Source organism: Streptomyces sp. NBC_01689 (assembly GCF_036250675.1).
GTDB lineage: Bacteria > Actinomycetota > Actinomycetes > Streptomycetales > Streptomycetaceae > Streptomyces.
In genome coordinates, this window is sequence record NZ_CP109592.1 from 2,121,188 (window position 1) to 2,144,552 (window position 23,365).

The window sequence follows — 23,365 nt, forward strand, 5'->3', positions numbered from 1 at the left end:
ATGTCCGTCATCCACATGTGGCCGGCGCAGCGTGTCGCCGTAGAGCGGGAGGTCTTGTCATGGGTCACTCCCAGGCAGCCAAGGCGGAGTCGCGCGACCGGGTCCTGCGGATCACCGCCCGCCGTATCCGTGAGGAGGGACTGACCCGCCCCGGCGTCGCGGAGCTTATGAGCGAGGCCGGCCTGACCCATGGCGGGTTCTACAAGCACTTCTCCTCGCGGGACGACCTGATGCGCCAGGCCGCCGCCCTCGCCCTGGTCGACGGGGAGAGCAAGATGGCGCGGGCCGCCCGCCGCAACAGCGAGGAGCCCCGCACCGGGCTGATCGACTCCTATCTCAGCGCGCGCCACCGTGACGCTCCGGGCACGGGCTGCGCCGTCGTGACGCTCGGCGCCGCGGCGGGCCGCGGCGAGGCCGAGATGAAGGAGGCGTACGAGAAGCAGGTACGGAGCTATCTGGAGCTGATCAGCGGGACGGCGGACGGCGACGACTCGGACGAGGCGCAGGCGGACGCCATGCTCACGCTGAGCGCGATGGTCGGCGCGCTGCTGATGTCGAGGGCGGTCGCCGACCCGGAGCTCTCCGACCAGCTGCTGCGGACGGTCGCCGCGCGGCTCAAGGGCACACCCGTGGAGTCCTGACCGCCCGCGTACGGAGGCCGGAGATCCGGCTCGGCGCGCCCCTCGGCGGCGCCGGGTGCGCCCACGGAGGGGGCGCCGCCCCCGTCGGCACGCTGCCGCGACACGGGCCGGGCGGCCGGCTCACGTCCGTGCCGGGCGGCGTCCCTCGCTCTCACCCCGATCTCACGACGTCACGCCCACACCTTCGCGACGCCCCGCGCCTCCGCTCGCCTCGCCGCGCCTTCGCCCACGCGGCGTCCGAGCCCGTCGTCGCCTCGCTCGCGCTTCGTCCTTCGCCCCTCGTCCCTCGCCCTCGGATGTCGTCCACCCCGTTCAGGCTCGATCAGCGGGCGGGGTCGGGGGCGGCGCACGGTGACGCTTCCGGCCGAGGGTCTCCCGTGCGGGGCAGGCGTCCCCCGTCCGGCGACACGGTGGGACGTGGTGAGTGGTGTGGTGGATGCGACGGGGCGGTGGGAACGCCGTGGTCGCCATGGACTCCGCGGGCACGCCGAGATGACGTACCGGAGGCCTCCCGTGCGACCGGCGGGCCCGGCGTGACCCCGGCGGCGCGTGACCGTTCCGCCCGTGGTGGTCGGGTTTCACGTCCGACGGCGCGGGGGGTGCGGGGACTCGCCCGCGGGCACCGCACGCAGTGTCCGGGCCAGTTCGCGCCGGGTGGTGACGCCGAGTTTGGCGTACGCGCGCTGGAGATGGTTGTCGACGGTGCGCACGGACAGGGCCAGGATGCCCGCGATGTCCTTGCTGGCGTTGCCCGCCGAGGCGAGCAGGGCGATCTCGTGCTCCCGGGCGGTGAGCGGCTCGGCGGCGCGGGCGGTGGCCAGCAGCGGTGTGCGTGCGCCCTCGCAGCGGGCCGGCGCCGCGCCCGCCCGGTGGGTGACCGCCGCGGCGCGGCGGGAAGCGTGTGCCCGGCGCCAGGCGGCCGCGGCCGCCGTGGCCGCCTCGGCGGCCAGCAGGTCCGCGCCGACGGCCTGGCACGCATCCGCGGCCTGACCGAGCGGGCCCGGTTCGTCCTCGGCGAGCGCCGCCGCCAGCCGGGCCCGGGCCCGGGCGAGCGCCCCGTCGCACTCGTGGGCGAGTCCGGCCAGCCGGTCCGCCACGTCCCTGGCTCCGCCGAGACGGGCGACGCCGGTCAGCAGCAGCGCCTCTCCGGTGACATGGCCGGTGGTACGGGCGAGGTCGGCGGCGGCGGTCAGCAGGGACCGGGCCTCCCCGAGGTGCCCGCGGGCGGCCAGCAGCCATGCGTCGCCCAGTCGTTCCTCGCCCGCGGACAACAGGCCCGGTGCCAGCGCCGGCAGGCCCCGGTACTCGGCGAGCGCGGTCTCGGCCGCGTCCAGGTCCCCCAGTACGGCGGCACAGGCGGCGAGGCCGCCCAGTACCGGACGCAGGGCCATGACGTGGTCGATCCCGCGGGCCGGCACGGCGGCCTCGGCCCACCAGCCGCGGGCGGTGACGGGATGCCCGGCCAGCCACTCGACGCGGCCAGGAACACGGCCAGCCAGACCCGCACCACGGAATCGGCGGCCACCAGTTCGGCGTAGGCGCGCTCCCCCTCCCGCAGGGCCTCGGCCGGGCGGCCGGCCTCGCAAAGGGTGAGGACGAGCGGGATGCGCTGCACGGCGGGATGGGACACCAGGGCGTGTTCGTCGACCCGCCGATGACCCGCGTGGGCCCGCTCCGCCCAGACGGCGGCCTCGCCGGTGCGGCCCACCAGCGCCAGGCCGAAGGGCTTCATCCAGGCGCCGCGCAGCCAGACGTCGACGTCGGCGGCGTCGCCGACATCGGTCTCCAGGTCCTCCAGCAGGGCCAGCCCCGGACCGGCTCGCCCGCCGCGATCCGCATGAACCCCTCGTTGATCTCCAGCTTGCGGCGTTCGGCCGGACCCGTGATCCCGGCCAGGGCGGTGTCGTTGACCGCGAGTGCCTCACCGAGCGGGGCGTTGCTCCACAGCAGATTCGTCGTCCGGACGAGGGTGACCGCCAGTCTCTCCCGTGCGTCGACGGCACGGGCCCCGGCCTGCGCGAGCGCCTCCTCGGCCTCGTCGAAGCGGGCCATCTCGAACAAGGCGTTGCCGAGCATCAGGCCGGTGGCGGTGGTGTGGTGCTTCTCCGGCAGCGCCGTCAGCAGGGCGACGGTCTGCTGATAGTCGTGGGCATGACGGGCCAGGGCCGCGGCCTGGACGAGGAGAGCGGGGTCGGCCGTTCCGGTGGCGGCCAGCCGCCAGGTGGCGACGCGCAGCAGATCGCCGCGGCGGCGGGCGCCGCGGGCCTCGACGCGGGCGGCCTGGTCCAGCAGCAGCGTCCGGCGGCGCAGGACCGGCAGACCGGCCCGCAGCACCTCGCCTAACAGGGGGGGCCAGTGTCACTCCGACGCGCCGCCGGTCCTGGACGACGCGGACCAGTCCCGCCCGCTCCAGAGCCGCCAGCACCCCCGGCGGAGCGAGGGCCTCGGCATCGGCCGGCGCCAACGGCTCTCACAGCGCGAGGAGTTCCAGGACGGGGTGTCCGGCGGTGGCCGCGGCGGCCAGCCGGGCATCGATCACCTCGGTCAGCCGCGCGGTGCCCGGCAGCCGTCCCTCGCGCAGGTGCCAGATCTCCCCGTCCTCGGTCAGGTCCCGGGCGGCCAGCGCCCCGAGGACCAGTTCGCGCAGGTAGAGCACGTTGCCGCCGCCGGCGAGGGCGAGTTCGTGCACCGTGCGCCGGTCGACCGGGCCGCCCAGCACGGTGTGCAGCAGGGATTCCGTCCGCTCCGGGGGCAGCACGGTCAGATCGACCCTGGAGACCTCGTCACCGCCGCGCAGCGCGGTGACCGCCTTGCCGTGCGGTTCACCGGTGCGGACGGTGCCGATCAGCAGGATCGCGGCGGCGTCCATCAACTGCCGCAACAGCACCGCCGAAGCCGCGTCCAGCAGATGCAGGTCGTCGACCAGCAGCACCCGTCGCCGCTGTCCCGGACCGGCCGCCAGTGCCTTCACCACGGCGGCGAACCCGGCCACCGGGTCGGAGAGGTCGACCCCGGCGGGCAGCAGATGCGCAATCGCGCCGAGCGGCACCGCGCCCGCCGCGGCGCTCGCCGTGGCCCGCCCCGTCCGGAATCCCGCCGCCGCGGCCCGGTCCAGGCACTCCTCCGCGAGCCGCGACCTGCCCACCCCGGCCGGACCGCCCACCACGAACCCGCGGCGCGCCGGATCCGACAACGCGGCCGCGAAGGCGTCGAGTTCCGGACCACGACCCACCAACGGCCATCGGCCCACCCCATCCCGCATCCCGGCTCCCCCTCCCCGGCAGGACAAGACACGCGGGCACCCCGACGAGAGCACCGGCAGCACTCGCTGCCGACGCCACGCACCCGCTCGGCACGGCGCACGGCGCGTGCGACCTGTCCGAGGCGTCCGCTGGCGTCCGAGGTGTCCGACGCCCCGTCAGCCTAGGAAGGGGTAGCGCCGGTCGCCAACCGGCGCTCCGGCCCTTCGTGCGAAGTTCTCGCCAACCGCCTTCTGTGGCTCCGGTGTTCACATGGTTTGAGCCTGTCCCCATCCGGAATCCGGGCCGCCCCGCCCGGACGGCAGGACGCCGTGGAGTCCGGCCCGGGTTCGGGTCGTACTCCACGGCGTCCGATGGAAGCGCGAGCGGCCGTGGCGGCAGCCGCGCCCGGCGGCCGGAGACCGCTCAGGCCGTCAGCGCGCGACCGCCGCCCGACCGCCGCGCCGGGCACCCGGCCGGCGCTTCGGCCCCTGGGTCAGTTCCACGGGTCGAACGGGATCCCGGCGGGCTTGGAGGCGTTCAGGAGATTGCGGAAGCGGTCGTCCTTGTCCGTGGTCTTGATGGTGGCCGACCCGAAGTCCGCGTTCATCAGCCGGTCGCGCAGCTCGACGCTCGGCCAGCCGTTCCAGTCCACGAGCGGAGGGTAACGCCAGTTGTGGTAGTGGTTCTCCGGCGGCTCGTCGTTGTTGTTGGCGAGGCGGAAGAAGTGCGTGCCCAGGCCGTCCTTGTGGTAGACGATCTTGGGGTGCGTGCCGTCGAACCGCACCTCCGAACGCGCGTACGTCTTCTGGCTGGAGTGCTGCGTGGTCGAGACGTACTCCACCTGGTTGGACGCCTGGTTGATCCAGGAGATGACGTGCTCGAAGTCGTGACGGTGTCCGCCGAGGCCGCTGCCGGCCACCGCCTGGTCCTTCTCGAAGTAGCTGGCGTACACGACGGCACACCAGCCGTTGTTGCACTTCGAGCGGGCGTAGGTCTGCGTCCGGTCGAGGTCGGACTGGTCACGGCAGTTGCCGTTGACGGCGCCCGTGGTGTTCAGGCCGGGATTGAGCGTCCCGTCGGGGGCGATGGCGGCGACGGGGTAGCAGCCGTCGCCGTCGTAGTCGTACGCGGGCGAGAAGGACGACTCGTAACCCCCGGCGTTCTGCGGCAGGTTCGGCAGGTTGTCCGCCTGGGCCACCGCCGAGGGGAGCGCGACGGTCAGGACGGTGGCGCCGAAGAGCATCCCGAGCCAGGACGCCTTCCGCTTCAGGCGTCCGGGAGCCGGCTGACGCACTCCGGATGATGACAGGTTTCTCATTTCCGCCCTCTCGAAGAACTCGGACTCGGTAACCGTTCGCTGCGGTGTCGCCTCACAGCAAGATCACTCCTGCCCCCAATAAGAGGTGATCCCCATGGACCGCAGACGAGTAATCTGTAATGTACAGGCCAAGTTTTCAAGAGCATTCGGAAACGGCGTCTTTACGGCAGGTCCTTTTCCACGGGGCCGTCGGGGGAAACCTGCCGCATACGCCGGAGAACCCAACTCCCCTCTGCCGGACGTGAGTTCACGAGGCCGGGCGACGGACCGGCCGGAGGGACGCCGCCGCCCGGACACGCGAGGACGTATCCACGCGTATCCGGGCGGAGGAAACCTGTCGGCGGAGAAGGCGCGGCGGCCCGCGATTCTCCGAAATCGGCCACAGGGACGCCGATTTCACCCGGGGAGCGGTCATCCGGCACATCACCATATCGGGGCGTTCCAGGAATTGGGCGGGTCCTGCCCATCCGGGGAAAGGTATACGGCCCCGCACCGGCCCACGGAAGCCGCGATCCGGTGCGGGCCCGCCGTCACCAGTCCTCGACGCCGGCGATCCCGGCGCGGCGGTCGGCGTTCCTGGCGCGGGCGGTGCGCAGCCACTGGGCCGCGAGGGCGAGGGCGCTGAAGGCGATGACGGCCGAGCTGTAGACGACCGAGGTCTCGTGCAGGCCCACGTTCGAGGCGGCGAACCCGGCGACCACGGCGGGGATGCTGAAGGCCAGGTAGGAGATGACGAACGCGACCGCGAACAGCTCGCCGCGCTCGGCCGGTTCGGCGATCCGGGCCAGCGTTCCGAAGCCGGCCAGGGCCGACCCGCCGAAGCCCACGCCGGCGATGGCGGTACCGAGGGCGGCCATCGTGAGCGAGTGCTCCTGGACTCCGGCGAGGCCCACCGCCGTCCCGGCGAGCAGCAGAGCGGCCGCGAGGGCGAGGGTGCGCTCGGTGGGCCAGCCACGCAGCGCGAAGACGGTGACCGAGGCGGGTCCGCAGAGCAGGGTGACCACCAGACCGCCGATGACATGGCTGGAGAGACCGAACAGGTTGGCGGCGACGGACGGGCCGAGCGAGAGGTACAGCCCGCCGAGGGCCCAGCTCGCCACCAGGATCGGCACGAGGGCGATCAGGTCGGCGCGCAGACGCGGAGCGACACCCAGGCGGGGCCGCAGCGACCGCGCGGCACCGGGCCGGCGCTGTGCCGTCTCGGGCAGCAGGGCGACGAGCAGACCGGCGAGGACCACTCCGGCGAGCAGCAGCACGTAGACCAGCCGGGTCGGGTGCGGCCCGTACTCCGCGAGGACGCCACAGCCCAGCGCGCCCAGGCCGAGCCCGAACGTCGGGGCCGCCCCGGTGATGACACCGGCGCGGTGCGGCGCGTGGGGCGGGTTGAGGTCGACGAGCGTGGCACCGAGCGTCGTCATGGCCGCGCCGGTGGCGATGCCCTGCACGAAGCGGGCGGTCAGAAGTATCGAGACGTCGCCCGCCACGATGAAGAGGACCATCGCCACGGCTTCGAGGACGACGGCCGCGGCGAGCACGGGCCGGCGGCCGATGTGGTCGGACAGCGCCCCGAGGACGAGGAGCGCGGCGATCATGCCGACCACGTAGACCGCGAACACGGTGGTGAGCGTGGTGGCCGAGAAGCTCCATTCGTGCTGGTAGATGACGTAGAGCGGGGACGGCGCGCTCGACGCGGCCATGAACAGGATGAAGACGGCCGCGATGGAGGCGAAGGCCACGGGACGGCTCAGCCCGCGTCGCGCAGGGTCGCCCGGCGGCTCGGCCAGGACGGGGGTGGCCGGGGTGTTCTTGTAGCGCGTGGGTGCGTCGGACATGCTGCGCCCTCTCAGAATGCAGTGATCGTTGCGTTAACTACCGTAGCCCTAACGCAGCGATGAGTGCGATAATTTCCGTATGACCGAAGCAACTGCCCAAGCCCGTCCCGGCGGCCGTTCCGCGAAGGTGCGGGCGGCTGTCCACCGCGCGGTGGAGGAACTGGTCACCGAAGAGCCCGTCGAGGCACTGACCATTCCCGTCATCGCGGCGCGCGCCGGTGTGCACGCGACCACCGTGTACCGGCGCTGGGGCTCGGTGGCACAGCTGCTGAACGATGTCGCCACGAGCCGGTTCAGCGGCGACGTGGTGGTCCCGGACAGCGGTTCCCTCGCGGGCGACCTGGAGCGGTGGGTGGGTGACGTGGCCACCGACCTCGCCGACCCGGACGTCCTCGCGCTGATGCGCGCCACCATCGGCTCGGGCCCGGACGGCGGGTGCGCCTGCACGGCCGACCGGCACGCGCAGCTCAGCGCGATCATCGAGCGGGAGCAGGCCCGCGGCGGCGAGGTGCCGAGCGTGGGCAAGGCCGTGGACACACTGCTCGGCCCGCTGTACTACCGCGCGATCTTCAGCGGGGAGCCCGCGTCCGGGGAGTGGGCCCGGGGTCTGGTCGGGACCCTGCTCACGACGGTCCGCTGCGAGGCCTCCGGGCGGGGCGGTGCCGCGGTGACCGACTGACGACGGCCGGACCGGGCCACGGAGAGGGCCGGACCGCGGCTCCGGGCGACGAGCCCCCTCACCCGTGGCCGTACCGGTGGGCCTCCGTAGACGTACCGGTGCGGGGCCTCCGTGCCCGCACCCCGGCCGGACCCGCATCCCCGCCCTGCCGCACCCGCACCCGCATGCGCTGGTGCCCCCGCCCGGCGGGACCTGCACCCCCGCGCGGTGGCCCCCACACCCGCATGCGCTGGTGCCCGCGCCGCCCGCTCGTGCCCGTGCCCGCGCTCGTGCGACCGAGGGCCGGCCGGCCTCGGCAGGACGCATCCGGATCCCCGCGAGCCGGTGCTCAGGGAGCTCGGTGATCCGGTGCCCCGCGATACGGGGCCCGGTGATCCTTGGCCCGGTAACCCAGTGACCCAGTGCCCAGTGATCCGTGGACGCCGGAGGCCCACGGCTCCGCGCCGGCCGGTGACCCGCTTCCGGGTGCGTCAGAGGTCGACCCTCGTCCCCCACCCGGCGGCCGAGGCGACGGCGTGGACGACATGGGCGGCGGCCACGTCCAGGGCCGCGTGCCCGGTGGACTTGAACACGGTCAGTTCGTCCGCGCTCCGCCGTCCGGGACGCTCCCCCGCGAGAACCTGACCCAGCAGGGTGACCGTGCGCCCGGCGGGCAGACCCTGCAGCTCGTGGGCTCCGGCCGGGGGCGCGGCCGTGGCCGCGCCCGCCCACTCGGCGAAGAGCGCCGCGTCCCGCAGGGTGGCGGTGTCCAGTTCGGGACCGTGCGAACCGCCGACCGAGCTGATGTGGGTGCCGGCCGCGAGCCAGTCGCGGTGCACCACGGGCCGGGCGGCACCGGTGCAGCAGAAGACGACACCCGCCGCGCGGACGGCGGTCTCGATCCCCGCGGCCGTCCGTCCCTCGGGGTGCAGGTCGGCGGTGAGCCGGGCGCGCCGCGGGTCGCGCCCGGCCACGACGACCGGCGCGGTGGGATCGAGCGCCGCGAGCAGGGCGACCTGCGCCCGGGCCTGGGCACCCGTGCCGATCACGGTCACCGGGCCGGCCGGTTCCGCGGCGGCCAGGGCGCGGGCGCTGAGCGTGGCCGCGGCGGCCGTCCGGATGCCGGTCAGGGACTCGGCGTCCATGAGGGCGAGGGGCCGGCCGTCGTCGGCGTCGAAGAGGGCCACCATGCCGCGGTGCGCGCTGCGGCCGGGACTCCGGGGATCGTCGAACACGGAGACGAGCTTGGCCGCGAGCCCGAGCCCCGGAACGTGTCCGGGCATGGCGCCCAGCAGTCCGGTCGCGGTGCGCGCGGCGATCCTGGGCGGCGCCGACACCTGCCCGCGTCCGATGGCGACGAGCGCGGTCGCGACCGCCTCCACCACGCGCCGCGGGTCGAGTGCGGCGCGGGTCTGGGACCGGTCGAGGACGAGGACCCCGGTCATGCCGGCACCTCCGTCCACGCCGGTACCTCCGTCGTCGCGGTCGCGGTCCCGGTCGAGGACAGCAGCCGCCCCAACTCCTCGGTGGCCTCGCGCAGTCGCTCCTTCAGGCGCAGGAGCCGCGCCGCGTCGATCTCCGCGTCGAGGCCCACCACGGTGAGGGCGCAGAGGGGGGTTCCGCGGTCCACGACCACCGCGCGGCTCAGCGAGGCGACGGGCTTCTCGTTGCGGCCGTGCTCGACGGCGAATCCCGACCGCCGGGTGTGCGCGATCTCCGCCAGCAGTCCTTCGGGGCCGTCGAGAGAGCGCCCCGCCTCCTCGGCCGGACGGAGATAGGGCGCACGCGCCTCCGGTTCGAGGGCGGCGACCAGGGCCAGGGGACCGGCGAACCGGTGGACGGGCAGTGCCTCGCCGAGCAGGCGCGTGATCATGCCGAGGCGTTCTGGCCGTACGACGTCGATCACCCGGGAGCGGTCCTCCTCCAGGACCTGGAGGTTGACCATCATCTCCGTGGTCTCCGACAGGCCGACCAGGACCGGCCGGGCCAGTGCGACGAGGGAGTGCCGGGCCGCGGCGGAGGACAGCTGCAGGACCGCCGTGCCCGGGAGGTAGCGGTCGCCGGCGCGCAGCACCCAGCCCCGCCGGACGAGGTCGAGCAGGATCCGGTACGCGGTCGCCCGGTGCAGGTCCACGGCCTCGGCCAGGTCGGTGAGGCGCGGCGCCCGGGGCGAGCGGGCCACGGCCTCGACCAGGTCCAGCGCCTTGTCCACCGCCGTGCGGGGGGATTCGGGCATGGGAGCACTCCTTGGGGCGTCCGGTCGCGGTGCGGCATCGGGTCGCGGCGCCCCGGGGGTCCTTGTGGAAGCGGGGCAGAGCGGGGGTACAGTGCCGAATGTTTCCAGTGACGATACGACTGTTGCGCTGAGCGTAACAGTCCTGCGGAGAGGTGAAGATGGCGGACGACAACGCGGGCGCGCCGACCCCGTACGCCCCGGCGGCGCCGGGCACGGTCGCGGTCTACCGCGGCGCCACCCTGTTCGACGGCACCGGCGGCCCCCTCCGGCCCTCGACGACGATCGTCCTCGACGGGCCGGTCGTCCGTGCCGTCGGCGACGACCGCGCGATCGGCGCCGTGCTGCCCGCCGGCGCCGAGGTCTTCGATCTCGACGGACGTTTCGTCGTCCCGGGGCTGATCGACTCCCACCAGCACCTCGCCACCCCGCCCGACCGGCCCGCCGCCGAGGCGGTGCTGCGCCGGCTCGCCTTCGGCGGCGTCACGGCCGTCCGCGACATGGCCGACGACCTGCGCCAAGTGGGCGATCTGGCCCGGGCCACCCTGGTCGGCGAGATCCCCGGCCCGGACATCCGGTACGCCGCCCTGATGGCGGGGCCGGGCTTCTTCGACGACCCGCGCACCCATCAGGTCACCCGGGGCGCGACGCCCGGTGAGGTGCCGTGGATGCAGGCGATCACCGCCGACACGGACCTTCCGCTGGCCGTGGCGACGGCGCGCGGCACCCACGCGACCGCCGTCAAGATCTACGCGGACCTGGACCGTGACACCGTCGCGGCCATCACCGCCGAGGCGCACCGCCAGGGCATCCACGTGTGGGCGCACGCCACGGTCTTCCCCGCGACGCCGGGCGATCTCGTCGCGGCCGGCGCCGACAGCCTCTCGCATGTCACCCTGCTCCCCTTCGAGGCGGCCGAGGACCGGCTGATCAGCTACCACGACAAACCGGCCGTCGACCACGCCAGGTTCGCCTCGGGGGACGAGCCGCGACTGGCCGCGCTCTTCGCGCGGATGAAGGAGCGCGGTACGGTCCTGGACGCGACCGCCGGAATGTGGCTGACCGATCTCCTGTCCGGTGAGACGCCCGAGTCCGCCGCCCGCGCGCGGGCCAACGCGGAACTCGCCGCGGTCCTCACCGCCCAGGCCCATCGGGCGGGCGTCGCGATCTCGACCGGGACGGACTACGAGACCGACCCCGGGGACCCGTTCCCCGCCCTCTACGAGGAACTCGACTTCCTCGTCCGTCGCTGCGGCATCCCGGCCGACCAGGTGCTCCGCTCCGCGACGCTGGTGGGCGCCCGGGCCGCGGGCGCCGAGGACGTCATGGGCAGCGTCGAGGCCGGCAAGCTGGCCAACTTCGCCGTCCTGGACGAGAATCCGCTCCAGGACATCGGAAATCTGCGGACCGTCGCGCTCACCGTCAAGCGCGGACGCCGCTTCGAGCGCGCCGAGTTCGACCGCACCGACCCCGAGGGATCCCGATGACCGACACCCCTATGATCATCAACGCGCTCGGGCAGCTGGACAACCCGAACGCCCCGGCCTCCGCGGACGCCGCAGCCCAGTTGAATCAGTCCAGCGAGCAACTCACCATCGACAGCAGGACCTTGGCCGACGCGCACGCCTCGGGCCTGACCGCGGTCAACATCACCCTCGGCTACACGATGGGCGATCTGCCCCCGTACGAACACACCCTCCACGAGATCGCCGTGTGGGACGCGCTCGTCCGCGACCACTCCGCCGACCTCGTCAAGGTGCTCACCGCCGACGACATCCGCCGCGCCCGCGCCGAGGGCCGGATCGGCATCGTCTACGGCTTCCAGAACGCCGTGGCCGTGGGCGAGGACACCGGGCGGATCGCGACCTTCGCCGACCTGGGGGTGCGGGTCGTGCAGCTCACGTACAACCAGGCCAACCACATCGGCGACGGTTCGATGGCGCCGGAGAACCGCGGTCTGAGCGACTTCGGCCACCGCGTCGTCGACGCGCTGAACGAGCGTCACCTCATGGTCGACCTCTCCCACAGCGGGGAGCGCACCTGCCTGGACGCCGCCGCGTACTCGCGGCAGCCCGTCTCCATCAACCACACGGGGTGCCGTGCCCTCGCCGACCTGCCCCGCAACAAGACCGACGAGGAACTGCGTCTGGTCGCCGACCGCGGCGGGTTCGTGGGCATCTACTTCATGCCCTTCCTCTCGCTGTCCGGCCACGCCCGCGCCGAGGACGTCGTCGACCACATCGTGCACGCCGTGAACGTGTGCGGCGAGGACCACGTCGGCATCGGCACCGACGGCCCGGTCACCTCGATCGACGACCTCGACACCTACCGTGCCCACCTCGCCGAACATGTGGCCCTGCGCCGCGAGGCCGGTGTCAGCGCGGCGGGCGAGCGCGACGACACCCTGCCCTTCGTCGTCGATCTGCGGGGCGTGGACCAGTTCCGCGAGCTGATCCGTCTGCTGGAGGCCCGCGGGTACGGGTCACGGCGCGTCGAGAAGATCCTCGGCACGAACTTCCTCGACTACGCCGAGCGCGTGTGGACGCCCGCTCCCTAGGTCGTGTCCGTCCACTTCGTGAACAGGAGGTTCAGGCCCTCCGCCATGGTGGGGTGGGTGAGGATCATGTCCCTGAGCGCCTGGTGGGGCAGGCCCGCGAGCATGGCCGTCTGGACGGTGGCCACCACCTCGGAGGATTCCGGCCCCAGCAGGGCCGCGCCCAGGATGTGCCCCGACCCGCGTTCGACGACCGCCTTCCACACGCCGCGGGTCTCCCGCAGGGTGCGGGCGCGCGGAACGGCCGCCACCGGCATGCGGGCCACGCGGATGTCGTGTCCGGCCTCCCGGGCCTGCCGTTCGGTCAGGCCCACCCGGGCGAGTTCGGGATCGGTGAAGAGGGTCCACGGCACCAGTCGCCCGGTGGTGCGCCGGTCGCCGCCCGCGAGGTTCTCCTTGACGACGCGGTAGTCGTCGAGGGAGGCGTGGGTGAACTGCGGGCTCCCCGCCACGTCCCCCACCGCCCAGGTGTGCGGGGCCGTGGTGGCGAGGCGGTCGTCGACGTCGACGAAGCCGCGCGCGTCCACGGCCACGCCCGCGCGGTCCAGGTCCAGTCCGGCCGTGACCGGTTCCCGTCCGACGGCGAGGAGCACGTCGCTGCCGGACACCTCCTCGCCGCCCGCCAGCCGGACGACGACGTCCTGTCCCCGGCGCCCGGCCGACTCGACCACGGCGCCGGTGCGCAGCGCCACGCCGTCCTCGCGCAGGATCGCCACCAGCGCCTCGGCGATGTCCGGGTCCTCCCCCGGCAGCAGGCCCGGGGCCCGGTCCACGACCGTGACCTCGCTCCCGAAGCTGGTGAACATCTGGGCGAACTCCAGGCCCACATAGCCGCCGCCGAGCACCACCAGCCGTTCCGGGATGCGGGGCAGCCTCAGGATGCTCTCGCTGGTGAGCGGATCGGCCGCGGCCAGCCCCGGGACCGGCGGAATCTGAGGCACCGTACCGGTGTCGATCACCACGTCGGCGCCGCGCAGCACGCGCCGGTCGCCGTCGGCCAGTTCCACGACGACCGTGCGTCCGGCCACGAACCGGGCGGTTCCCAGCACGAAGTCCATCCCGCTGTCGATGAACTGACGGTAATTCAGCTCCACCATTCCCTCGACGACGCCGCTCTTGTGGGCGCGGAGCAGATCAAGGTCCACGCGGCCCTTCACGCCGGCCAGACCGAGTTCCTCGGACCGGGCGAGCCGGTCGAGCAAACGCGCGCTGGTGACCAGCGACTTGGTCGGGATGCAGGCCACGTTGATACAGGTGCCACCGATCATTCCGCGCTCGACCATGGCCACGTCGCGCCCCGAGCGCGCCAGATCCATCGCCAGGGTCTTGCCTCCCTTGCCGCCACCGACGACAAGGAGATCGACGTCCTCGACGACCTCTTCCACCTGGTTCATGATCGACGCACCCACCTCGGTCGCTGAGCCATCGCCCGGTCCGCCCGCGCCCCCTCGGACGTCACGGGCCGCACGCCCCCGACCGGCACGGACGACGCGTCCACGTCGGTGCGGACCGCGTCCCGAGCGCGCGCACCCGCCGCCGGGACCGATACGGACCGCGTGCGCAACGCCACGGAGAAGCACCGTGTGTGATCCGGGCGCCCCGGTCTCCGCGGCGCCGCCCCTCCGGTCCGCGCCACGGCCCCTCCCCCAGGGTAGGCACGCGCGCCGTCCACCGCTCGGTCGGAGACACCGCCCCGGGAAGGGGCAGCGGCGGGAACCCGGGCCCGACGGGTGCCCGGCCCGGATACGGACGGACGCCCGGCCCGGATCCGGACGGACGCGCGGCGCGGATCCGGAGGCGCGATGGCAAAAATATGCATCTCACATTCCAGTTTTGATAGACTCGGACCGTGCTCGGCACCGCACCCCCGGAAAGGCTGTGACCATGGCGCCCGAACAGGACCTCGCGGACCGCGCCGACGTGTCCGGCCTGGTCACCGAGTTCTACCGGCGGGCTTTCGCGGACCCGCTGATCGGGCCGGTGTTCACCGACATCGCCCGCATGGACCTGGCCGCCCACCTGCCGGTGATGTGCGACTTCTGGGAGACGGTGCTCTTCCGGGCGGGCCTCTACCGCCGCAACGCCCTGCGGGTCCATGTACGGCTGCACCGGCTCGCCCCTCTCGAAGCCGCGCACTTCGCGCGCTGGCTGGCCCTGTGGACGGACACCGTGGACGACCTGTTCAGCGGCCCGAAGGCCGAGCTGGCCAAGGTCCAGGCCGAGCGGATCGGCGGATCGCTGCTGCGCAGGATCCAGGGCGGCGAGGCCGGTGAGGTGGTCTCGTTCCACCGGACGAGACCCGCCGCGGACGGTGCGCCGCCGTCCGTCACAGGTCGTTCTGCACCACACCCCGAGTGGAGAACGTGACGGGTTCGCCCGGCATGAAGTCCCCCGGCGGGATACCGGGATGGTGGCCGTCGGGCGGCGTGGGCCGTTCGGCCCGCGGACCGAGCGTCAGCCGGGACACGATGCGGTACCGGTCGCCCCGGTAGATCGAGTGCACGTACTCCACCGGCCGGCCGCGGGTGTCCGAGGTGAGCCGTTCGAAGAGGAGGGCCGGGGACAGTTCCGGCACGTCCAGCAGGTCCGCCTCGCCGCGCGTCACCACCGTGGGCTCGATCGCCTGCACCGCCTCGCTGACCTGCACACCGTGGCGTTCCTTCAGGTGCTGGTAGAGGTCGCCGCTCTCCAGCTCGTCCTGGGTGAGGTCCGGCGCCAGGTCCGCGGGGACGTGGAGGTACTCGATGGCCATGGGAGAACCGTCGACGAGCCGCAGGCGCGCCACATAGCGGATCTCCGCCGCGGGTGAGATGCGCAGCTTGCGGCCCACCCGCGCGCCGGCCCGCTGGGTGCTGAACTCGAGGAGCCGGCTGGTCCAGTTGCCCGCGGCCTGGGGAAGGCTGAAGGTCCGCCGGTCCGGGACCAGTTCCTGAGTGATCTTCGCGCCCGCCACGAACATGCCGCGGCCGTGTTCACGCACCAGGAGTCCGGCCACGACGAGTTGGTCCACAGCGGCCCGCAACGTGGGCCGGGAGACGCCGAGTTCGGCGCTCAGGACGCGCTCGGAGGGAATCGCGTCACCCGGGCGGCGCTCCTCGATCAGTTCGAGGATGGCGTCGCGCACCTTCTCGCGCTTGAGCAGCGCACGGGAGGCGGCCGGATCGATCTCCATGCGGGACTCTCGATCGTCGTCGGGACGGGGTACTGGTAGGGACCCTGACCATAACTGGTCCACTGGTAAAGGGTTCCGAGTAGTTCGGTGCCGGCGACACGACTGGCCCGCTCGCGCCTTCCTTCCCCAAATCCCGTACAGGATAAGGGGGTTGACGCACGCATTGGTCTATGCCACCTTCAACCGACACCAACTGGTAAACCCGGTCGGTCAACTGGTCAAGCACGATGTGCCGTCCGCTGTCAGGTCTCCCGGAGGCGAATCGCGAGGTACCACCCGTTCCCCCGCTCGGCGCCCCGCCCTCGGCGCCGGGCCCACCCCACCCCCCATCGTCGTGGCGATTCTGACGGCCGCCCTCCCCCCGGCCCTCCCGCGCGCAGCGGGAGTCCCCCCTGAAAGGAACCCCGATGAGAACCCGTCCCCCCGCCGGCCGCGGCCGTGTGGCCCTGGCCCTCTCGGCCCTGCTGGGCAGTACCGTCCTGGCGGCTGTTCCCCTGACCGGGACCGCCTCCGCCGCGGCCGACGGCGTCGCCGTCCAGTACCGCACCAGCGCGACCGGGGCCACCGCCGATCAGAGCGAGCCCTGGCTCAAGGTGCGCAACACCGGTTCCTCGACCGTGCAGTTGAGCCAGGTGAAGGTCCGCTACTACTTCAAGGCCGACTCCGCGAGCGCCTCGTACCGCTTCGCCTGTTCCTGGGCGGTCAAGGGGTGCGCCAACATCACCGGCACCTTCGGCACGCTGGCTCACCCCACCGCCACCGCGGACCGCTATCTGGAGATCGGCTTCACCTCGGGGGCCGGATCACTGGCACCGGGCACCGACACCAGCGACATGCAGCTCCGCTTCTACCAGTCCACCTGGCAGACCCTGAACCAGGCGGACGACTACTCCTTCAGCGCCGCCCGGACCTCGTACGCGGACTGGAGCAAGGTCACCGCGCAGCTCGGCGGCAGCACCGTGTGGGGTACGGCGCCCGACGGGAACGACCCGACGGATCCCACCGACCCCACCGATCCGACCGACCCGCCCGGCGGGGGCCAGAGCCTGTTCGACGACTTCTCCTACACCTCGTACACCGACCCCGCCATCGCCGCCCACGGCTGGAACGTCCGCTCCAACTCCGGCGGTCCCGGTGTGCCCGGCGCCACCTGGGACCCGTCCAAGGTCACCTTCCCCACCGTCTCCGGCAACACGGTGATGAACCTGGAGACCTCCACCGCGGGCACCGCGGAATCCACCAGACAGACCGAAGTCGTCTCCAGGAGCACCAAGTTCAAGAACGGCACCTACGCGGCCCGGGTGAAGTTCTCCGACACCCCCAAGTCCGGGCCGGACGGCGATCACCTCGTGCAGACCTTCTTCACCATCAACGACCTCAAGGCCCCGATGGCCGACGACTACTCGGAGTACGACTTCGAGTACCTGCCCAACGGCGGCTGGGGCGAGAGCGGCAACATCCTCTACACCACGTCCTGGGAGACGTACAACCCGGATCCCTGGCAGGCGGTCAACCAGCACACCGAGGGCAGGCAGAGCTACAACGGGTGGCACGACCTGGTGCTCACCATCGACAACAGCAGCATCAAGTACTACGTCGACGGGCAGCTCTTCGGCACGCATGACGCCCAGTACCTGCCCGAACGCCCGATGTCGATCAACTTCAACCAGTGGCTGATCGACCTCGCCGGGCAGACCTCGACCACGGCCCGCGCCTACGACGAGCAGGTCGACTACGTGCTGCACGTCAAGGACCAGGTCCTGACGCCGGCCCAGGTGGCCGCGAAGGTGGCCGCCTACCGCACGGCCGGAACGAAGTTCGTGGACGAGGTCCCGGCCTCCTGACCCCACGTGCCCCGACGCCGGTCTCCCCGACGTGACGACGCACCACCTCGTCACCGAGAGGAGGCCGGCGTCGCGCGTGCGGTCCCGGGCCACCCTGTGGGGGAACCCGGACCAGGGGTCACGGCCGGCACCGTCCGAGCCGTCCTCGCCGCCGCCGCAATCCCCCGTTCGAGCCACAGCGACGGCGCCGTCGCCTTGACGAGTGAATCGAACGGGTCGATGCCGGGCGCTCGGCCCGGCCGCACTTGCCCGGACCGCCGGGATTCGGACTTTCGCCCGATCATTCGCTCCTTCCACCCCGTATCGGTCCTGTGATCAGCGCAGTTGTCCGGGATGCCGCCACCGAACCTCCCACCAAGGAGCATCCCGTGCATCCCGTACTCGTCCTCGCCGCCCTCCGGTCCGCGTTCGAAAACCCTCCCGCCCGGACCGTCTCCCCGACCGCGCTCCGCCGTCCCGTCGATGTGCGCCGAGCCCTGTTCGTCTCCGCGTCACGACCGTCGTCGAGGTGGGGTGCGTGACCGACTCGACGACGCCCGCGCCGGCCCCGCTCACCCGGGCCGGCGCGAAACCTCGGCCGCGGTTCTCCCCGGCGGCCGGCCCCTCGCACCTCCGGCACACCCCGGACCGGCTCGCCGCGGGGGTGCCCGCATGACGACGCCTCACGGCCGGCGGGCCACTCCCGTCGCGAAGGCGGCGAGCGACCCCGGCGGCGCGACGTCCGTCCCCGCGGCACGCGACGGGGCCCCGCGGCCGGCCGCACCGCCCGAACTCGACTACAACGGACGCAGACACCGGCGCGCCATGGACGACGCGACGCTCCGGGACATGGCCCGCCGGATCCCCAGGGCCCTCGCGCAGACGGCACGGCTCGCCTGGTCCGCCGACCGGCGCATGGCCGCCACGGTCGTCGTGTGCCAGCTGCTCTCCGGTGCGGCGACGGCCCTGATGCTCGGCGCCGTCGCCCGGGCCCTGCCGCGGCTCACCGCCTCCGACCCCCGGGAGGGGCCGGCGCAGGCGTGGCCCGCCCTGACCGTCGCGGTCGCCGCGATGGCCGGTGGCTCGGCCCTGTGGATCCTCGCCGACTGGGCGACCCGGCGCCTCAATCCGAAGATCGCCTCGGCCGCCGATCTCACCCTGGTCGACCTCCATATGCGCGCCGAGCTCTCCGCCTACGACACGGAGGGGTTCAGCGAACGCAGCCAGGCCGCCGAGATCGGGGCGCTCCGGGCCGTCGATCTCGCCGACGACGCGAAGAGCCTCACCAACGGGCTCGTCCAACTGGTCTCCGCGGCGACCGTCCTCACCTCGCTGCACCCACTGCTGCTGGGCGTGCTCCTGCTGTCCGTGATCCCGCGTGGACTGGGCGGGGTGATCGCGGCCCGTATCGACTACCGCGTCCACGACCGCACCCTCTCCGCCCGCAACCTGCGCGGCATGATGCGCTGGTGGCTGACCACGGCGGACCTCGCCGACGAGCTGCGCGCCAACACCATGCGCCCGTACCTGCAGTTCTGGTACCGGACGATGTGCGACCGGGTCGAGGACCGCGAACTGGAGGGCGCCCGGCCTTACTTGCTCGTGACCCTGCTGGCCGCGTCGCTGGCGGGCGTCTTCACCCTGGGCATGTGGGCCTCGCTGGCGGCCCTGGTGCTGGCGGGCGCGATGTCGGCGGCGCTCGCGGGCACGGCCGTCGTCGCCGCGCAGACGGCGGGGCGCGCGCTCCACTCGATCGTGCGGTACGGCGCGGTGATGTTCCACCACGGCCTCTACCTCAACGACTACCACGCCTTCGTCGACGAGGTCGCGTCCATGGTGACGTCCCGTGGCACGACGCGGGTCGAGGCGCCGCGGCGGATCCGGTTCGAGGGCGCCGGGTACACCTACCCGGCCAAGGAGACACCGGCCCTGCATCCGGTCGACCTCACCCTCCATCGCGGGGAGGTCGTCGCCCTGGTCGGCGAGAACGGTGCCGGCAAGTCCACCCTGATCAGGCTGCTCACCGGACTGACCACGGCCGGCGAGGGCGCCGTACGCTGGGACGACACCGACCTGGCCACCGCCGACGCGGAATCGGTGTGGCGGCACGTCGGCCTCGTCCCGCAGCGGACCGGACGCTGGCCACTCGCCGCCCGGGAGAACATCACCCTCGGCCGGCCCCGCGAGGACGGCGACGACCGGATCTGGGCGGCCGCCGACCGGGTCGGCATGGCGGAGGCCCTGCGCGGACTCCCCCGCCGGCTCGACACCCTGCTGGCCCGCTCCGTGTGGGGCGGGCACGAGCTGTCCGGCGGTCAGTGGCAGCGACTGGCCTGCGCACGGGCGATGTACCGGGAGCCGGCCGTGCTCGTGCTGGACGAGCCGACCAGCGAGATGGACGCGCGCGGCGAACACACGATCTTCCGCGAGCTGCGCGAGACGGCCCGGGACCGGATCACGATCGTGGTCACCCACCGCCTCGACAACGTGCGGATGGCCGACCGGGTCATCGTGCTCGACCAGGGCCGCATCCGCGAAGAGGGCCGTTTCGAGGACCTCGTCGCCACCGAGGGCAGTCTCCTCGGCGAACTCCACGCCCTGTCCCAGGACCGCTGACGCCTGGACCGGGCCCGGCACCGCGGGGCCGTGCCGCACCGGCACGGCCCCGCGGCACCCGACCATCGCCTCAACCCCCTCAGTCCCTCAGTCCCTCAGCCCCTCAGCCCCTCAGTCAGGGTCCCGTTCCGCGAGGACCGTCTCGCGGAACTCGGCGACGACGGGCCGGAGATCGACCCGATGCCAGGCCGCCCACAGCCGGACGGACCTTCCGTACCAGGGCAGTTCACGGATCGCGACCCCGTCGGACGTGCCGCGCACCATGCTCTTCTGGATGAGCGCGAGACCGAGGCCGGAGGCGACCAGGCCCAGTGCGGTGAGAGGATCCGCCGCGTCGAGACGGATGTCGGGCGTGAAGCCGGAGGCCACACAGGACGCGACGAACGTGTCGCGCCACGCGGGGTCCGGAGAGTCGCCCACCGCGATCCACGGCTGCCCGTCGAGCACGTCCGGCGTCAACTCCCGCTGTTCAGCGAGGGGATGTCCGGTGGGCAGCACGAGCAGCAGCGGATCCCGCAGCAACGGGGCCGAGTTCAGGTCCGGGTCGTCGTCGGAGGGCGGAGTGCGCACCAGCGCGATGTCCAGACTGCGCTGCCGGAGCCCCTCGAACTGCTCGGCCGACTCCTGGTCGTACAGAGCGACGTGGATACCCGGGCGCCTGTCACGCAGGGTGCGCAGCGCGGAGGGCAGGATGCCGGTGTGCATCGCGTCGGCGACGTAGCCGATGCAGAGGCCGCCCTCCTCCCCGCGGCCGAGCCGTCGGCCCAGGTTCTCCAGCCGGTCCGCGTGGCGCAGCAGGGCCCGCGCCTCGGTCAGGAAGACGCGGCCGTCGGAGGTCAGCCGGATGCGCTGCTGACTGCGCTCGAAGAGCGTGAGTCCCAGGTTCTTCTCCAGCTGGGCGATCTGGCGGCTGAGGGGCGACTGGGAGATGTGGAGCCGCTCGGCGGCGCGACCGACGTGTTCGGCCTCGGCGACGGCGACGAAATAGCGGAGTTGTCGCAGGTCAAGCATGTAGGACCTCAAAGGACTCAACTGTGTCCGAGCAAGTCTTGGACAGTCTTATATGCAGATCCTAACCTCGAACACATCACGCCGACGGATCGCCCACAACGTGACGAATCCGTCATTTTCCCCAGTTCCGAGGATCTTCCATGAGCATCAAGTCCCTCCTGCCCGGCTCGCTCGGCTTCGGCACCGCGCCGCTCGGCAACATGTTCCGCGCCATCCCGGAAGAGGAAGCGGCGGCCACCGTGGAGGCCGCCTGGGCCCAGGGCGTCCGCTACTTCGACACCGCGCCCTTCTACGGCGCCGGGCTCTCGGAGATCCGGCTCGGTGACGTGCTGGCCGGGCACCCCCGCGACGAGTTCGTGCTGAGCACCAAGGTCGGCCGGGTCATCCTGGACGAGGCCGAGGACCCGTCCGCCCGCGACCTCGGCGAGAAGGGCGGCCTCTTCGCACACGGCCGTCCGAACAAGATGGTCAACGACTACTCGGCCGACGCCACGCTCCGCTCCGTCGAGGACAGCCTGAAGCGGCTGCGGACGGACCGCCTCGACATCGTGTGGGTGCACGACGTCGCGCAGGACTTCTACGGGGACGAGTGGCTGGCGGCCTACGAGAGCGCGCGCACGGGTGCCTTCCGTGTGCTGCAGAGGCTGCGCGACGAAGGCGTCATCAAGGCGTGGGGGCTGGGCGTGAACCGGGTGGAACCCCTGGAGCTCACCCTCGACCTGGACGAGCCGAAGCCCGACGCCTTCCTTCTCGCGGGCCGGTACACCCTGCTCGACCACGAGCGGGCCCTGCAGCGGCTGCTGCCCGCCGCCGCGGCCCAGGACGTCGACATCGTGGTCGGCGGCCCGTACAGCTCGGGCATCCTCGCCGGAGGCACGCACTTCGAGTACCAGAAGGCGCCCGCGCACATCGTCGAGAAGGTGGAGCGCATCAAGGCGCTGGCCGAGCGGCACGGCGTGGGCGTCAAGGCCGCCGCGCTGCAGTTCGCCCTCGCCCACCCGGCGGCCGTGGCCGCGATCCCCGGCGCGACGCGGCCCGAGCGCATCGCGGAGGACATCGCCGCGCTCACCGAACGGATTCCCGCCGCGTTCTGGGCGGATCTGCGTGCGGAGCGGCTGGTGGCCGAGGACGCTCCGGTGCCCGCCGCCTCCTGACCGGCCCCCGCCCCGGCCCCAGCACCGGCCGCCGCACGAACCGGCCGACAGCGGCCCACGCAGGGGCAGTTCCCCTCTTGCCGGATCGTGCACCCCGGCCGGCCCGTTCACCCCCAGCCCGACCCGTTCACCCTCAGCCCGACGGAGAATCCCGTGGCCACGACCACCGCGTCCCTCGACGTCCCCGCCTCACCCGACCGCGTCTGGCAGCTCATCGGCGGCTTCGGCTCACTGCCCGACTGGTTGCCGTACATCCCGACCAGCGAACTCGGCGAGGGCGGCCGCGTCCGTACGCTGACGAGCGAGGAGGGCGGCGTGATAGTCGAACGCCTCGAAGCCTTCGACCAGCGGGCCCGCACCTACAGCTACTCCATCCTGCGGGCGCCCTTCCCCGTCACCGGCTACGTCTCGACGCTCACGGTGCACGAGACCGGCCGCCGGGACAGCGCCCGCGTGGAGTGGTCCGGCAGCTTCACGCCCGACGGCACGGGCGACGCCGAGGCGGTCGCCCTGTTCCACGGCATCTACACGGACGGCCTGGCCGCGCTGCACCGCACCCTGACGTCCGCCGCGGGCTGACCCGGACACGGGAAGAATCGCACCGGACCTTCGGCCGCGGCCGTCACCGGGTCAGGGAGCACCAGGACCGGGAGCACCCCGCCGGGGAACATCCGGACAGGGGGCGGCCCCGGACGAGATCGTCCGGGGCCGCCCCGCACCACCACCACGTGGGTACAGGGGATCTCTACCAGCGGTACCAGCGGCCACGTCCGCCACCGGTCCCGGCGGAGCGCATGACGAAGCCGAGCAGCCATACGGCGAGCACGATCACGGCCACGATCCACAGGGCCTTCAGGGCGAACCCGGCACCGAAGAGGACCAGGGCGAGCAGAAGTACGAGCAGCAGGGGAATCATCGTCATCAACCTCCGCCACTCCGGGTGCCCTCCCGGCACCCGTTCATGCACCGGGAGTTGAGATGTTTCCGGTCCCTCGGAGCGGCCGTACACGACGGCCCCGGCACGAGGCAGCGGTTCCCGACGCGCCGGACGCGTCCCCTCCCCCGGCCGGCGGCCCGGCGGCCCGGCGGCCCGGCGGCCCGGCGGCCCGGC

Annotated in this window: 20 protein-coding genes; 9 read left to right on the forward strand and 11 right to left on the reverse strand. The window is 72.9% G+C overall.

The genetic code is table 11. The annotated features are described in order from the left end of the window. The first annotated feature begins 59 nt into the window (after positions 1–59). Positions 60–641, forward strand: coding sequence for a TetR/AcrR family transcriptional regulator (locus OG776_RS09040; RefSeq protein ID WP_148014694.1), 582 nt, complete (start codon positions 60–62; stop codon positions 639–641). A gap of 578 nt (positions 642–1,219) precedes the next feature. On the opposite strand, the gene OG776_RS09045 is transcribed toward OG776_RS09040, so the two are convergent. The 5 genes from OG776_RS09045 to OG776_RS09065 form a co-directional block, all read right to left on the reverse strand. After that, positions 1,220–2,032, reverse strand: coding sequence for a helix-turn-helix transcriptional regulator (locus OG776_RS09045; protein ID WP_329319985.1), 813 nt, complete (start codon positions 2,030–2,032; stop codon positions 1,220–1,222). A gap of 337 nt (positions 2,033–2,369) precedes the next feature. Beyond that, the gene (locus OG776_RS09050) at positions 2,370–2,975 is read right to left on the reverse strand and encodes a hypothetical protein (RefSeq protein WP_329319987.1); all 606 of its coding nucleotides are present in this window, start codon (positions 2,973–2,975) and stop codon (positions 2,370–2,372) included. Between the two features lie 136 nt (positions 2,976–3,111). Beyond that, a complete protein-coding gene (locus OG776_RS09055) occupies positions 3,112–3,903 on the reverse strand; it encodes an AAA family ATPase (RefSeq protein ID WP_329319989.1) in 792 nt (263 codons plus the stop codon). Positions 3,904–4,376: 473 nt separating this feature from the next. After that, entirely contained in the window at positions 4,377–5,126 is a 750-nt protein-coding gene (locus OG776_RS09060; RefSeq protein WP_261995076.1) for an NPP1 family protein, read from the reverse strand. 605 nt (positions 5,127–5,731) lie between these two features. After that, a complete protein-coding gene (locus tag OG776_RS09065) occupies positions 5,732–7,033 on the reverse strand; it encodes an MFS transporter (RefSeq protein WP_148014620.1) in 1,302 nt (433 codons plus the stop codon). A gap of 79 nt (positions 7,034–7,112) precedes the next feature. On the opposite strand from OG776_RS09065, the gene OG776_RS09070 reads away from it, so the two are divergent. Next, positions 7,113–7,712, forward strand: a complete 600-nt coding sequence (locus OG776_RS09070) for a TetR/AcrR family transcriptional regulator (RefSeq protein ID WP_329319991.1) — start codon at positions 7,113–7,115, stop codon at positions 7,710–7,712. Positions 7,713–8,182: 470 nt separating this feature from the next. Here the strand turns inward: OG776_RS09070 and OG776_RS09075 are convergent, their stop codons facing one another. Both OG776_RS09075 and OG776_RS09080 read right to left on the reverse strand, forming a co-directional pair. Continuing rightward, positions 8,183–9,136 (reverse strand): ornithine cyclodeaminase family protein, encoded by a 954-nt coding sequence (locus OG776_RS09075; protein WP_329319993.1) that lies wholly within the window; start codon positions 9,134–9,136, stop codon positions 8,183–8,185. Then, on the reverse strand, positions 9,133–9,927 hold the full coding sequence (locus OG776_RS09080; protein WP_148014662.1) for an IclR family transcriptional regulator: 795 nt from the start codon (positions 9,925–9,927) through the stop codon (positions 9,133–9,135). The genes OG776_RS09075 and OG776_RS09080 overlap by 4 nt, the downstream gene beginning before the upstream one ends. Before the next feature lie 158 nt (positions 9,928–10,085). Here OG776_RS09080 and OG776_RS09085 point away from each other — a divergent pair, with 158 nt between their 5' ends. Together OG776_RS09085 and OG776_RS09090 are read left to right on the forward strand one after the other, a co-directional pair. Then, entirely contained in the window at positions 10,086–11,411 is a 1,326-nt protein-coding gene (locus OG776_RS09085) for an amidohydrolase family protein (protein ID WP_148014661.1), read from the forward strand. Continuing rightward, positions 11,408–12,481 carry a dipeptidase gene (locus tag OG776_RS09090; RefSeq protein ID WP_148014660.1) on the forward strand — a complete coding sequence of 358 codons (1,074 nt, stop codon included), beginning with the start codon at positions 11,408–11,410 and terminating at the stop codon, positions 12,479–12,481. Before OG776_RS09085 ends, OG776_RS09090 begins: the two co-directional genes overlap by 4 nt. On the opposite strand, the gene OG776_RS09095 is transcribed toward OG776_RS09090, so the two are convergent. After that, complete coding sequence (locus OG776_RS09095; RefSeq protein ID WP_329319996.1) at positions 12,478–13,872, reverse strand: dihydrolipoyl dehydrogenase family protein; 1,395 nt, start codon at positions 13,870–13,872, stop codon at positions 12,478–12,480. The two genes, OG776_RS09090 and OG776_RS09095, sit on opposite strands and share 4 nt — an antisense overlap. Positions 13,873–14,362: 490 nt before the next feature. Here OG776_RS09095 and OG776_RS09100 point away from each other — a divergent pair, with 490 nt between their 5' ends. Beyond that, positions 14,363–14,845 carry a group III truncated hemoglobin gene (locus OG776_RS09100; protein WP_329319998.1) on the forward strand — a complete coding sequence of 161 codons (483 nt, stop codon included), beginning with the start codon at positions 14,363–14,365 and terminating at the stop codon, positions 14,843–14,845. Here the strand turns inward: OG776_RS09100 and OG776_RS09105 are convergent. Beyond that, complete coding sequence (locus OG776_RS09105; RefSeq protein WP_148014658.1) at positions 14,805–15,650, reverse strand: GntR family transcriptional regulator; 846 nt, start codon at positions 15,648–15,650, stop codon at positions 14,805–14,807. The two genes, OG776_RS09100 and OG776_RS09105, sit on opposite strands and share 41 nt — an antisense overlap. 407 nt (positions 15,651–16,057) lie before the next feature. Between OG776_RS09105 and OG776_RS09110 the strand changes: the two genes are divergently transcribed. Both OG776_RS09110 and OG776_RS09115 read left to right on the forward strand, forming a co-directional pair. Further along, positions 16,058–17,494 carry a cellulose binding domain-containing protein gene (locus tag OG776_RS09110; protein ID WP_148009844.1) on the forward strand — a complete coding sequence of 479 codons (1,437 nt, stop codon included), beginning with the start codon at positions 16,058–16,060 and terminating at the stop codon, positions 17,492–17,494. Positions 17,495–18,145: 651 nt separating this feature from the next. Next, complete coding sequence (locus OG776_RS09115) at positions 18,146–20,089, forward strand: ABC transporter ATP-binding protein (protein ID WP_329320001.1); 1,944 nt, start codon at positions 18,146–18,148, stop codon at positions 20,087–20,089. Between the two features lie 111 nt (positions 20,090–20,200). Here OG776_RS09115 and OG776_RS09120 read toward each other — a convergent pair whose 3' ends face one another. Next, positions 20,201–21,100: a LysR substrate-binding domain-containing protein gene (locus OG776_RS09120; protein WP_148012781.1), complete on the reverse strand. Its 900-nt coding sequence runs from the start codon at positions 21,098–21,100 to the stop codon at positions 20,201–20,203. A 140-nt stretch (positions 21,101–21,240) separates the two neighbouring features. Here OG776_RS09120 and OG776_RS09125 point away from each other — a divergent pair, with 140 nt between their 5' ends. Both OG776_RS09125 and OG776_RS09130 read left to right on the forward strand, forming a co-directional pair. Continuing rightward, a complete protein-coding gene (locus OG776_RS09125) occupies positions 21,241–22,254 on the forward strand; it encodes an aldo/keto reductase (protein WP_148012780.1) in 1,014 nt (337 codons plus the stop codon). Positions 22,255–22,407: 153 nt separating this feature from the next. After that, on the forward strand, positions 22,408–22,833 hold the full coding sequence (locus OG776_RS09130) for an SRPBCC family protein (protein WP_329320004.1): 426 nt from the start codon (positions 22,408–22,410) through the stop codon (positions 22,831–22,833). Positions 22,834–22,999: 166 nt separating this feature from the next. On the opposite strand, the gene OG776_RS09135 is transcribed toward OG776_RS09130, so the two are convergent. Next, positions 23,000–23,170, reverse strand: a complete 171-nt coding sequence (locus OG776_RS09135; RefSeq protein WP_187285930.1) for a hydrophobic protein — start codon at positions 23,168–23,170, stop codon at positions 23,000–23,002. Between the last annotated feature and the right edge of the window lie 195 nt (positions 23,171–23,365).

What these genes read in the sequence shown, in the direction of transcription:
- OG776_RS09040 (WP_148014694.1), top strand. Translation starts at nt 60, where the DNA reads ATGGGTCACTCCCAGGCAGCCAAGGCGGAGTCGCGCGACCGGGTCCTG.
- OG776_RS09045 (WP_329319985.1), bottom strand. Translation starts at nt 2,032, where the DNA reads ATGGCCCTGCGTCCGGTACTGGGCGGCCTCGCCGCCTGTGCCGCCGTA.
- OG776_RS09055 (WP_329319989.1), bottom strand. Translation starts at nt 3,903, where the DNA reads ATGCGGGATGGGGTGGGCCGATGGCCGTTGGTGGGTCGTGGTCCGGAA.
- OG776_RS09060 (WP_261995076.1), bottom strand. Translation starts at nt 5,126, where the DNA reads ATGCTCTTCGGCGCCACCGTCCTGACCGTCGCGCTCCCCTCGGCGGTG.
- OG776_RS09065 (WP_148014620.1), bottom strand. Translation starts at nt 7,033, where the DNA reads ATGTCCGACGCACCCACGCGCTACAAGAACACCCCGGCCACCCCCGTC.
- OG776_RS09070 (WP_329319991.1), top strand. Translation starts at nt 7,113, where the DNA reads ATGACCGAAGCAACTGCCCAAGCCCGTCCCGGCGGCCGTTCCGCGAAG.
- OG776_RS09075 (WP_329319993.1), bottom strand. Translation starts at nt 9,136, where the DNA reads ATGACCGGGGTCCTCGTCCTCGACCGGTCCCAGACCCGCGCCGCACTC.
- OG776_RS09080 (WP_148014662.1), bottom strand. Translation starts at nt 9,927, where the DNA reads ATGCCCGAATCCCCCCGCACGGCGGTGGACAAGGCGCTGGACCTGGTC.
- OG776_RS09085 (WP_148014661.1), top strand. Translation starts at nt 10,086, where the DNA reads ATGGCGGACGACAACGCGGGCGCGCCGACCCCGTACGCCCCGGCGGCG.
- OG776_RS09090 (WP_148014660.1), top strand. Translation starts at nt 11,408, where the DNA reads ATGACCGACACCCCTATGATCATCAACGCGCTCGGGCAGCTGGACAAC.
- OG776_RS09095 (WP_329319996.1), bottom strand. Translation starts at nt 13,872, where the DNA reads ATGAACCAGGTGGAAGAGGTCGTCGAGGACGTCGATCTCCTTGTCGTC.
- OG776_RS09100 (WP_329319998.1), top strand. Translation starts at nt 14,363, where the DNA reads ATGGCGCCCGAACAGGACCTCGCGGACCGCGCCGACGTGTCCGGCCTG.
- OG776_RS09105 (WP_148014658.1), bottom strand. Translation starts at nt 15,650, where the DNA reads ATGGAGATCGATCCGGCCGCCTCCCGTGCGCTGCTCAAGCGCGAGAAG.
- OG776_RS09110 (WP_148009844.1), top strand. Translation starts at nt 16,058, where the DNA reads ATGAGAACCCGTCCCCCCGCCGGCCGCGGCCGTGTGGCCCTGGCCCTC.
- OG776_RS09115 (WP_329320001.1), top strand. Translation starts at nt 18,146, where the DNA reads ATGACGACGCCTCACGGCCGGCGGGCCACTCCCGTCGCGAAGGCGGCG.
- OG776_RS09120 (WP_148012781.1), bottom strand. Translation starts at nt 21,100, where the DNA reads ATGCTTGACCTGCGACAACTCCGCTATTTCGTCGCCGTCGCCGAGGCC.
- OG776_RS09125 (WP_148012780.1), top strand. Translation starts at nt 21,241, where the DNA reads ATGAGCATCAAGTCCCTCCTGCCCGGCTCGCTCGGCTTCGGCACCGCG.
- OG776_RS09135 (WP_187285930.1), bottom strand. Translation starts at nt 23,170, where the DNA reads ATGATTCCCCTGCTGCTCGTACTTCTGCTCGCCCTGGTCCTCTTCGGT.